The organism is Vibrio sp. B172a (genome assembly GCF_030248355.1).
In the GTDB taxonomy this organism is placed as follows: Bacteria; Pseudomonadota; Gammaproteobacteria; order Enterobacterales; family Vibrionaceae; genus Vibrio; species Vibrio owensii.
The window spans coordinates 36,083-45,274 of sequence record NZ_JAHGAC010000005.1; the positions used below are offsets into that span (position 1 = coordinate 36,083).

Below are 9,192 nucleotides of genomic sequence, written 5' to 3' on the forward strand. Positions count from 1 at the left end.
GACAGATGCTACAACCTAAACGTACTAAGTTCCGTAAGGTTCAGACAGGTCGTAACCGTGGTCTAGCTAAAGGTACTGATGTAAGCTTCGGCGAATTCGGTCTTAAAGCTGTTGGCCGTGGTCGTCTAACTGCTCGTCAAATTGAAGCGGCACGTCGTGCAATGACACGTCACGTTAAGCGTCAAGGTAAAATCTGGATCCGTGTGTTCCCAGACAAACCAATCACAGAAAAACCACTTGAAGTTCGTCAAGGTAAGGGTAAAGGTAACGTTGAGTACTGGGTAGCCCAAATCCAACCTGGTAAGGTTATGTACGAAATGGGTGGTGTACCTGAAGAATTGGCTCGTGAAGCGTTCCGCCTAGCGGCTCGTAAACTGCCATTCAAAACTACATTTGTAACTAAGCAGGTGATGTGATGAAAGCACAAGATCTACGCGAGAAAAGCGTTGAAGAGCTTAACGCTGAGCTATTGAATTTGCTACGCGAACAGTTCAACTTGCGCATGCAAGCTGCAACTGGTCAGCTACAGCAAACTCATACTCTGAAAGCTGTACGCCGTGATATCGCACGTGTGAAAACTGTTTTGACTGAGAAGGCAGGCGCATAATGAGCGAAGTAAAACGTACTCAACAAGGTCGTGTTGTTAGCGACAAGATGGACAAGTCTATCGTAGTTGCTATCGAGCGCATGGTTAAACACCCAATTTACGGTAAATTCGTAAAGCGCACGACTAAAGTACACGCACATGACGAGAACAACGAGTGTGGCCTAGGCGACACAGTTGAAATCGCTGAGTGTCGTCCACTGTCTAAGACTAAGTCTTGGACATTGGTAAAAGTCCTAGAAAAAGCGAAGATCTAATCTTCTTTATTCTATGATTAAAAACGGCTCCAAAAATAATTTTTGGAGCCGTTTATTTTTTGACTACCCAATCTGAAAAAAGGGTGGTACAATTCGCGTCCCTTTTAAAGAGGCAGCCCGACCCGAGAGGGTCTAGTTTTTTTATTATTTAGCGGAGCACTAACATGATCCAAATGCAAAGTATGCTGGACGCAGCTGATAACTCAGGCGCACGCAGCGTAATGTGTATTAAGGTTCTGGGTGGCTCTCACCGCCGTTATGCACATATCGGTGACGTTATCAAAGTTACTGTTAAGGAAGCAATTCCTCGCGGTAAAGTTAAAAAAGGTGACGTTCTGAAGGCGGTGGTAGTGCGCACCCGTAAAGGCGTACGTCGTCCTGACGGTTCTGTCATTCGCTTCGACCGAAATGCTTGTGTATTGTTGAACGACAACACTGAGCAACCAATCGGTACACGTATCTTTGGTCCTGTGACACGCGAACTTCGTGGCGATAAGTTCATGAAGATCGTTTCACTGGCTCCAGAAGTTCTGTAAGGAGCACGTAGAAATGGCAGCTAAAATCCGTCGTAATGACGAAGTAATCGTTCTTGCTGGTAAAGACAAAGGCAAGAAAGGTAAAGTAACTAAGGTCCTAGCAACTGGTAAAGTTATCGTTGAAGGTATCAACCTTGTTAAGAAACACCAGAAACCTGTTCCTGCACTAGGTATCCAAGGCGGTATCGTAGAGCAAGAAGCAGCTATCGATGTTTCTAACGTGGCGATCTTTAACGCAGCTACTGGTAAAGCTGACCGTATCGGTTTCCGTTTTGAAGATGGTAAGAAAGTTCGTTTCTTTAAGTCTAACAACGAAATCGTTTCTAACTAATAGAAGTAATTTGGAGTTCTACTATGGCGAAACTGCATGATTACTACAAGTCGTCTGTAGTCGCTGAACTGACCAAACAGTTTAGCTACACAAGCGTCATGCAAGTCCCTAGAATCGAGAAAATCACCCTAAACATGGGTGTTGGTGAAGCAATCAACGATAAGAAACTGCTAGAAAACGCAGCTGCTGATATGGCAACGATCTCTGGTCAAAAGCCACTTATCACTAAAGCTCGTAAATCTGTTGCAGGTTTCAAAATCCGTGAAGGCTACCCTATCGGTTGTAAAGTAACCTTGCGTGGCGAACGTATGTGGGATTTTCTTGAGCGTTTGATTAACATCGCTCTTCCACGAGTACGTGACTTCCGTGGTGTTAGCGCTAAGTCTTTTGACGGTCGCGGTAACTACAGCATGGGCGTTCGCGAGCAAATCATCTTCCCGGAAATCGACTTTGATAAAGTTGATCGAGTACGCGGTCTAGACATCACTATTACGACGTCTGCTGGTACTGATGAGGAAGGCCGTGCTCTGCTGGCTGCCTTTAACTTCCCATTCCGTAAGTAAGGTGAAGGGTTACTGTTATGGCTAAAAATTCAATGAAAGCACGTGAAGCAAAGCGTGCGAAGCTAGTAGCTAAGTTCGCTGAAAAGCGTGCAGCGCTAAAAGCTATCATCAGCGATGTAAACGCATCTGAAGAAGATCGTTGGAATGCGGTTCTTACACTGCAATCTCTTCCACGTGATTCAAGTGCATCACGTCAGCGCAACCGTTGTAACCAAACTGGTCGTCCACACGGTTACCTACGTAAGTTCGGTCTAAGCCGTATTAAGGTTCGTGAAGCTTGCATGAAAGGCGAGATTCCGGGTCTTCGTAAGGCTAGCTGGTAATTGCCACTTAATCATTTGGAGTAAATCATATGAGCATGCAAGATCCGATTTCGGATATGCTGACCCGTGTTCGTAACGGTCAGGCAGCAAACAAAGTTGCTGTTAAAATGCCTTCTTCAAAGCTTAAAGTTGCAATTGCTGCACTACTAAAAGCTGAAGGTTACATCGTTGACTTCGCTGTTGAAGGCGAAGCAAAACCTGAGCTAGAAGTTACACTTAAGTACTTCCAAGCTAAACCAGTAATCGAGCAACTTAAACGTGTTTCTCGTCCAGGTCTACGCGTTTACAAGAAGAAAGATGATCTTCCTTCTGTAATGGGTGGTCTTGGTATTGCTATCGTTTCTACTTCCAAGGGTCTTATGTCAGACCGCGCTGCACGTAAAGCAGGTCTTGGTGGTGAAATCATCTGCTACGTAGCTTAATAGGAGTAGAATATGTCTCGTGTTGCTAAAGCACCTGTCGCTATTCCAGCTGGCGTAGAGGTGAAACTAAACGGCCAAGAAATCACTGTAAAAGGTGCTAAGGGCGAACTATCACGTGTTCTTAACAGCGCTGTGGTTATCGCTCAGGAAGAAAACAACCTAACCTTCGGTCCTAAAGAAGGTGCTGCTAACGCATGGGCACAAGCTGGTACAGCTCGCGCTCTAGTTAACAACATGGTTGTTGGTGTTACTGAAGGCTTTACTAAGAAGCTAACTCTTAAAGGTGTTGGTTACCGTGCTGCTATCAAAGGCAACGCTGTAGGTCTAACACTAGGCTTCTCTCACCCAGTTGAGCACGAGTTGCCAGCGGGTATTAAAGCTGAATGTCCAAGCCAAACTGAAATCATCATCACTGGTTGTGATAAGCAACTAGTTGGTCAAGTTGCGGCTGACATTCGTTCTTACCGTCAACCTGAGCCTTACAAAGGTAAAGGTGTTCGTTACGCAGATGAAAATGTGCGTACTAAAGAAGCTAAGAAGAAGTAAGGTAACACTATGGATAAGAAAGCATCTCGCATCCGTCGTGCTACACGTGCACGTCGTAAGATTGCAGAACTGGGTGCGACTCGCCTAGTTGTACACCGTACTCCTCGTCACGTGTACGCACAGGTTATCGCGGCTAATGGCTCTGAGGTTATCGCAGCAGCTTCTACTGTAGAAAAAGCGATCCGTGAGCAAGTGAAATACACTGGTAACGTTGATGCAGCTAAAGCAGTAGGTAAAGCTGTTGCTGAGCGCGCTCTTGAAAAAGGCGTAACTGCAGTTGCATTTGATCGTTCTGGTTTCCAATACCACGGTCGAGTAGCGGCGCTAGCAGAATCTGCTCGCGAAGCTGGTCTGAAATTCTAAGGTAGGGTTGGAAGATGGCTAAAGAACAACAAGTTCAAGCGAATGATTTGCAAGAAAAGCTAATCGCAGTTAACCGTGTTTCTAAAACGGTTAAAGGCGGTCGAATCATGAGCTTCACTGCACTAACAGTAGTTGGTGACGGTAACGGTCGTGTAGGTTTCGGTTACGGCAAAGCTCGTGAAGTACCTGCAGCGATTCAAAAAGCAATGGAAAAAGCGCGTCGTAACATGACTACTATCGCGCTAAACGAAGGCACTCTTCACCACCCAGTGAAAGGTCGCCATTCGGGCTCTAAAGTTTACATGCAGCCTGCTGCAGAAGGTACTGGTGTTATCGCAGGTGGTGCGATGCGTGCAGTACTAGAAGTTGCTGGCGTACACAACGTACTATCTAAAGCATACGGTTCTACGAACCCTATCAACATCGTTCGTGCAACGATCGATGCACTAGGTAGCATGAAGTCGCCAGAAATGGTTGCTGCTAAACGTGGTCTAACTGTTGAAGCTATTTCGGAGTAAGAACACCATGGCAACTATTAAAGTAACTCAAACTAAAAGCTCAATTGGCCGCCTACCAAAGCACAAAGCTACTTTGCGTGGTCTAGGTCTTCGTAAAATCAACCACACAGTAGAACTTGAAGATACTCCGTGCGTACGCGGTATGATCAACAAGGTTTACTACATGGTTAAAGTTGAGGAGTAATCAGAAATGCGTTTGAATACTCTTGCACCGGCTGCTGGCTCTAAGCATGCTCCTAAGCGTGTAGGTCGTGGTATCGGTTCTGGCCTAGGTAAAACTGGTGGCCGTGGTCACAAAGGTCAAAAATCACGTTCTGGCGGTAAAGTTCGTCCAGGTTTCGAAGGCGGTCAGATGCCTCTGAAACAACGTCTACCAAAATTCGGTTTCACTTCTCGTAAGAGCCTAGTGTCTGCTGAAGTTCGTCTAGGTGAACTAGCGAAAGTTTCTGGTGACGTGGTTGATCTAAACAGCCTTAAAGCTGCTAACATCATCACTAAGAACATCGAATTCGTAAAAGTTGTTCTATCTGGTGAAATCGATAAAGCAGTGACTGTTAAAGGTCTACGTGTGACTAAAGGCGCTAAAGCTGCAATCGAAGCTGCAGGCGGTAAAATCGAGGAATAATCTCGAGGAACGAGGTACAGATGGCTAAGAAACCAGGACAAGATTTTCGTAGTGCTCAGAGCGGCTTAAGTGAACTAAAGTCGCGCTTGTTATTCGTAATTGGTGCACTTTTAGTATTCCGAGCCGGCTCATTTGTGCCGATTCCTGGTATTGACGCTGCTGTACTTGCCGATTTGTTCGAACAGCAAAAAGGTACCATCGTTGAAATGTTTAACATGTTCTCCGGTGGTGCTCTTGAGCGTGCATCTATATTAGCATTGGGCATCATGCCGTATATTTCGGCATCTATTGTTGTCCAATTGCTAACTGTAGTTCATCCAGCGTTAGCGGAACTCAAGAAAGAGGGTGAAGCAGGCCGTCGTAAGATCAGCCAATATACACGCTACGGCACGCTTGTACTTGCAACATTCCAAGCTATTGGTATTGCAACTGGCTTACCAAACATGGTCGACAATCTGGTTGTAATGAACCAAACCATGTTTACGCTAATTGCTACCGTAAGTTTAGTAACCGGTACCATGTTCCTAATGTGGTTAGGTGAACAAATTACAGAGCGAGGAATCGGTAATGGTATTTCCATTCTGATTTTTGCAGGTATTGTTGCTGGATTGCCTTCTGCAATCGGTCAAACAATCGAGCAAGCGCGTCAAGGTGAATTGCATGTACTTCTTCTACTGTTAATCGCGGTATTAGCTTTCGCAGTAATTTACTTCGTTGTTTTCATGGAACGTGGTCAACGCCGAATCGTCGTTAACTACGCTAAGCGTCAACAAGGTCGTAAAGTATTTGCTGCACAAAGCTCGCATCTGCCACTTAAAATTAATATGGCAGGTGTTATTCCAGCGATTTTTGCATCAAGTATTATCCTGTTCCCAGGAACACTGGCTCAGTGGTTTGGTCAGAACGGTGAGAGCAGCGCGTTCGGTTGGTTAACTGACGTGTCTTTGGCTCTTAGCCCAGGTCAGCCTCTGTATGTAATGCTTTATGCAGCAGCGATTATCTTCTTCTGTTTCTTTTACACGGCGTTGGTTTTCAACCCGCGTGAAACAGCGGATAACTTGAAGAAGTCCGGTGCATTCGTACCCGGTATCCGCCCAGGTGAGCAGACAGCGAAGTACATCGATAAAGTAATGACACGTTTAACCCTAGCGGGCGCACTGTACATTACCTTTATCTGTCTGATTCCCGAGTTCATGATGGTCGCGTGGAACGTACGTTTCTATTTCGGCGGTACATCACTACTTATCGTAGTTGTTGTTATCATGGACTTTATGGCACAGGTACAGACTCATCTGATGTCTCAACAGTATGATTCTGTGTTGAAGAAAGCGAATCTGAAAGGCTACGGTCGTTAATACGGCGGTAGACTCAGTTTCAATTACGGAGTTTAGCAATGAAAGTTCGTGCTTCCGTTAAAAAAATCTGCCGTAACTGTAAAGTAATCAAGCGTAACGGTGTCGTTCGCGTGATTTGCAGTGAGCCAAAGCACAAACAGCGCCAAGGCTAATTAGCAGAAATTTTTACTTGAAAACGAAGGTTAGGTCGAGTATATTCCTCGGCCTACCTTTTGCGTGCAAAAGAAGTAGTACTCCGCAGCGTATCCATAACGGGCTTTGCTGCGGCTAATTCTTTTATAGAAACACTTAGGAGTGAATAATGGCCCGTATAGCAGGCATTAACATTCCTGATCAAAAACATGCTGTGATTGCACTTACGTCAATCTACGGCATCGGTAAAACTCGCTCTCAAGCTATCCTAGCTGAAGTGGGTATTGCTGAAGATGTTAAGATCAGTGAACTAACTGAAGAGCAGATCGATCAACTGCGTGATGGTGTAGCTAAGTACACTGTAGAAGGTGATCTACGTCGTGAAGTATCTATGAACATCAAGCGTCTTATGGACCTTGGCTGTTACCGTGGTCTTCGTCATCGTCGCAGTCTACCACTACGTGGACAGCGTACTAAAACCAATGCTCGCACCCGTAAGGGTCCGCGTAAGCCGATCAAGAAATAATCGGGAAGGTAGAGTACAATGGCTAAACAACCAACTCGCGCTCGTAAGCGCGTACGCAAGCAAGTTGCAGATGGCGTTGCGCACATCCATGCTTCTTTCAATAACACAATCGTAACCATTACTGACCGTCAAGGTAATGCTCTAGCTTGGGCTACTGCAGGTGGTTCTGGTTTCCGTGGTTCTCGTAAGTCTACTCCGTTCGCTGCACAGGTTGCTGCTGAGCGTTGTGCTGAAATGGCTAAAGAATACGGTCTAAAGAACTTGGAAGTTATGGTTAAGGGTCCAGGTCCAGGTCGTGAATCTACTGTTCGCGCACTGAACGCTGCTGGTTTCCGCATCACAAACATCGTTGATGCTACACCAATCCCTCATAACGGTTGTCGTCCACCTAAGAAACGTCGCGTATAACGTTTTTTAGATTACTGGAGAAAGATCATGGCAAGATATTTGGGTCCTAAGCTGAAGCTTAGCCGTCGTGAAGGCACTGACTTATTCCTTAAGTCTGGTGTTCGCGCGATCGATACCAAGTGTAAAATTGATAACGCACCAGGTGTACACGGCGCTCGTCGCGGTCGTCTATCTGAGTATGGCGTTCAGCTTCGTGAGAAGCAAAAAGTTCGTCGTATGTACGGCGTTCTAGAAAAACAATTCCGTAACTACTACAAAGAAGCTGCACGTCTTAAAGGCAACACAGGTGAGAACCTGCTTCAGCTTCTTGAAGGTCGTCTTGATAACGTAGTTTACCGCATGGGCTTTGGCGCAACTCGCGCAGAAGCACGTCAGCTAGTTAGCCACAAAGCTATCCTAGTTAACGGTAAAGTTGTAAACGTTCCTTCTTTCAAAGTAGCGGCTAATGACGTTGTTTCTATCCGCGAGAAAGCTAAACAGCAAGCTCGTATCAAAGCAGCTCTAGAAGTTGCTGAACAACGTGAAAAACCAACTTGGATTGAAGTAGATGGTGGCAAGATGGAAGGTACATTCAAGCGTATGCCTGAGCGTTCTGATCTATCAGCTGACATCAACGAACAATTGATCGTCGAGCTTTACTCTAAGTAAGGTTTAAACTAAAGAGAGGACACAATGCAGGGTTCTGTAACAGAATTTCTTAAGCCACGTCTAGTTGACATCGAACAAATCAGCTCGACTCACGCAAAAGTAACTCTTGAGCCATTAGAGCGTGGCTTTGGTCATACTCTGGGTAATGCACTTCGCCGCATCCTTCTATCTTCTATGCCAGGTTGTGCTGTAACAGAAGTAGAAATTGAAGGCGTACTTCATGAGTACAGCACGAAAGAAGGCGTTCAAGAAGATATTCTTGAAATTCTTCTAAACCTTAAAGGTTTGGCTGTGCGCGTTGCCGAAGGCAAAGATGAAGTGTTCATTACTTTGAACAAATCAGGCTCGGGCCCTGTGGTTGCAGGTGACATCACCCATGATGGTGATGTAGAGATCGCTAACCCTGAACACGTAATTTGTCACCTAACGGATGACAACGCTGAGATCGCAATGCGTATCAAAGTTGAACGTGGTCGTGGTTATGTTCCAGCTTCTGCGCGTATCCATAACGAAGAAGACGAGCGTCCAATCGGTCGCCTACTAGTAGATGCTACTTACAGCCCTGTAGACAAAATTGCCTACGCTGTAGAAGCAGCTCGTGTAGAACAGCGCACCGATCTAGACAAGCTTGTTATCGATATGGAAACAAACGGTACTCTAGAACCTGAGGAAGCAATCCGTCGTGCAGCTACTATCCTAGCTGAGCAATTGGATGCGTTCGTAGATCTTCGTGATGTACGTGTACCTGAGGAGAAGGAAGAGAAGCCAGAATTCGATCCGATCCTACTGCGTCCTGTAGACGATCTTGAACTAACAGTTCGCTCTGCTAACTGTCTGAAAGCAGAAGCGATTCACTACATCGGTGATCTAGTACAACGTACTGAGGTTGAGCTACTTAAAACGCCTAACCTTGGTAAAAAATCTCTTACTGAGATTAAAGACGTACTTGCGTCACGTGGTCTGTCTCTGGGCATGCGCCTAGAAAACTGGCCACCTGCATCAATCGCTGAAGATTAATCGATACTAGTTAGAAGG

The 9,192-nt window shown here is 45.6% G+C and carries 19 protein-coding genes; all 19 read left to right on the plus strand.

Translation table 11 applies throughout. The features are described 5' to 3' along the window. Window positions 1-5: 5 nt before the first annotated feature. The 19 genes from rplP (at window position 6) to KIT90_RS06625 (ending at window position 9,174) form a co-directional block, all read left to right on the plus strand. Entirely contained in the window at window positions 6-416 is a 411-nt protein-coding gene (rplP, locus tag KIT90_RS06535) for a 50S ribosomal protein L16 (RefSeq protein WP_005379577.1), read from the plus strand. Continuing rightward, window positions 416-607, plus strand: coding sequence for a 50S ribosomal protein L29 (rpmC, locus tag KIT90_RS06540; protein WP_004410456.1), 192 nt, complete (start codon window positions 416-418; stop codon window positions 605-607). Before rplP ends, rpmC begins: the two co-directional genes overlap by 1 nt. After that, window positions 607-861, plus strand: coding sequence for a 30S ribosomal protein S17 (gene rpsQ, locus KIT90_RS06545; RefSeq protein ID WP_005435082.1), 255 nt, complete (start codon window positions 607-609; stop codon window positions 859-861). The genes rpmC and rpsQ overlap by 1 nt, the downstream gene beginning before the upstream one ends. A 164-nt stretch (window positions 862-1,025) precedes the next feature. Next, window positions 1,026-1,397, plus strand: coding sequence for a 50S ribosomal protein L14 (gene rplN, locus KIT90_RS06550; RefSeq protein ID WP_004410450.1), 372 nt, complete (start codon window positions 1,026-1,028; stop codon window positions 1,395-1,397). A gap of 13 nt (window positions 1,398-1,410) precedes the next feature. Beyond that, the gene (rplX, locus tag KIT90_RS06555; RefSeq protein ID WP_005435084.1) at window positions 1,411-1,728 is read left to right on the plus strand and encodes a 50S ribosomal protein L24; all 318 of its coding nucleotides are present in this window, start codon (window positions 1,411-1,413) and stop codon (window positions 1,726-1,728) included. 23 nt (window positions 1,729-1,751) lie between these two features. Further along, window positions 1,752-2,291, plus strand: coding sequence for a 50S ribosomal protein L5 (rplE, locus tag KIT90_RS06560; RefSeq protein ID WP_004745887.1), 540 nt, complete (start codon window positions 1,752-1,754; stop codon window positions 2,289-2,291). A gap of 17 nt (window positions 2,292-2,308) precedes the next feature. Next, complete coding sequence (rpsN, locus tag KIT90_RS06565) at window positions 2,309-2,614, plus strand: 30S ribosomal protein S14 (RefSeq protein ID WP_004410442.1); 306 nt, start codon at window positions 2,309-2,311, stop codon at window positions 2,612-2,614. A 29-nt stretch (window positions 2,615-2,643) separates the two neighbouring features. Continuing rightward, window positions 2,644-3,036, plus strand: coding sequence for a 30S ribosomal protein S8 (rpsH, locus tag KIT90_RS06570; protein ID WP_009707834.1), 393 nt, complete (start codon window positions 2,644-2,646; stop codon window positions 3,034-3,036). Window positions 3,037-3,048: 12 nt separating this feature from the next. Then, a complete protein-coding gene (gene rplF, locus KIT90_RS06575; protein ID WP_005435087.1) occupies window positions 3,049-3,582 on the plus strand; it encodes a 50S ribosomal protein L6 in 534 nt (177 codons plus the stop codon). 9 nt (window positions 3,583-3,591) lie between these two features. After that, window positions 3,592-3,945 (plus strand): 50S ribosomal protein L18, encoded by a 354-nt coding sequence (gene rplR / locus KIT90_RS06580; RefSeq protein WP_005435088.1) that lies wholly within the window; start codon window positions 3,592-3,594, stop codon window positions 3,943-3,945. Window positions 3,946-3,959: 14 nt separating this feature from the next. Further along, the gene (gene rpsE / locus KIT90_RS06585) at window positions 3,960-4,463 is read left to right on the plus strand and encodes a 30S ribosomal protein S5 (protein ID WP_005435090.1); all 504 of its coding nucleotides are present in this window, start codon (window positions 3,960-3,962) and stop codon (window positions 4,461-4,463) included. 7 nt (window positions 4,464-4,470) lie between these two features. Then, window positions 4,471-4,647: a 50S ribosomal protein L30 gene (rpmD, locus tag KIT90_RS06590; RefSeq protein ID WP_000201159.1), complete on the plus strand. Its 177-nt coding sequence runs from the start codon at window positions 4,471-4,473 to the stop codon at window positions 4,645-4,647. A 6-nt stretch (window positions 4,648-4,653) separates the two neighbouring features. Then, the gene (gene rplO, locus KIT90_RS06595; RefSeq protein ID WP_005435092.1) at window positions 4,654-5,088 is read left to right on the plus strand and encodes a 50S ribosomal protein L15; all 435 of its coding nucleotides are present in this window, start codon (window positions 4,654-4,656) and stop codon (window positions 5,086-5,088) included. 20 nt (window positions 5,089-5,108) lie between these two features. Further along, a complete protein-coding gene (gene secY, locus KIT90_RS06600) occupies window positions 5,109-6,443 on the plus strand; it encodes a preprotein translocase subunit SecY (RefSeq protein ID WP_005435093.1) in 1,335 nt (444 codons plus the stop codon). Between the two features lie 38 nt (window positions 6,444-6,481). Continuing rightward, window positions 6,482-6,595: a 50S ribosomal protein L36 gene (gene rpmJ / locus KIT90_RS06605; protein WP_000868186.1), complete on the plus strand. Its 114-nt coding sequence runs from the start codon at window positions 6,482-6,484 to the stop codon at window positions 6,593-6,595. 149 nt (window positions 6,596-6,744) lie between these two features. After that, window positions 6,745-7,101: a 30S ribosomal protein S13 gene (rpsM, locus tag KIT90_RS06610; RefSeq protein WP_005435100.1), complete on the plus strand. Its 357-nt coding sequence runs from the start codon at window positions 6,745-6,747 to the stop codon at window positions 7,099-7,101. An 18-nt stretch (window positions 7,102-7,119) separates the two neighbouring features. Next, window positions 7,120-7,509: a 30S ribosomal protein S11 gene (gene rpsK, locus KIT90_RS06615; protein ID WP_001118870.1), complete on the plus strand. Its 390-nt coding sequence runs from the start codon at window positions 7,120-7,122 to the stop codon at window positions 7,507-7,509. Window positions 7,510-7,536: 27 nt separating this feature from the next. Next, window positions 7,537-8,157, plus strand: a complete 621-nt coding sequence (gene rpsD / locus KIT90_RS06620; RefSeq protein WP_005383146.1) for a 30S ribosomal protein S4 — start codon at window positions 7,537-7,539, stop codon at window positions 8,155-8,157. A 24-nt stretch (window positions 8,158-8,181) separates the two neighbouring features. After that, window positions 8,182-9,174, plus strand: a complete 993-nt coding sequence (locus KIT90_RS06625) for a DNA-directed RNA polymerase subunit alpha (protein ID WP_005383143.1) — start codon at window positions 8,182-8,184, stop codon at window positions 9,172-9,174. Window positions 9,175-9,192: the final 18 nt, after the last annotated feature.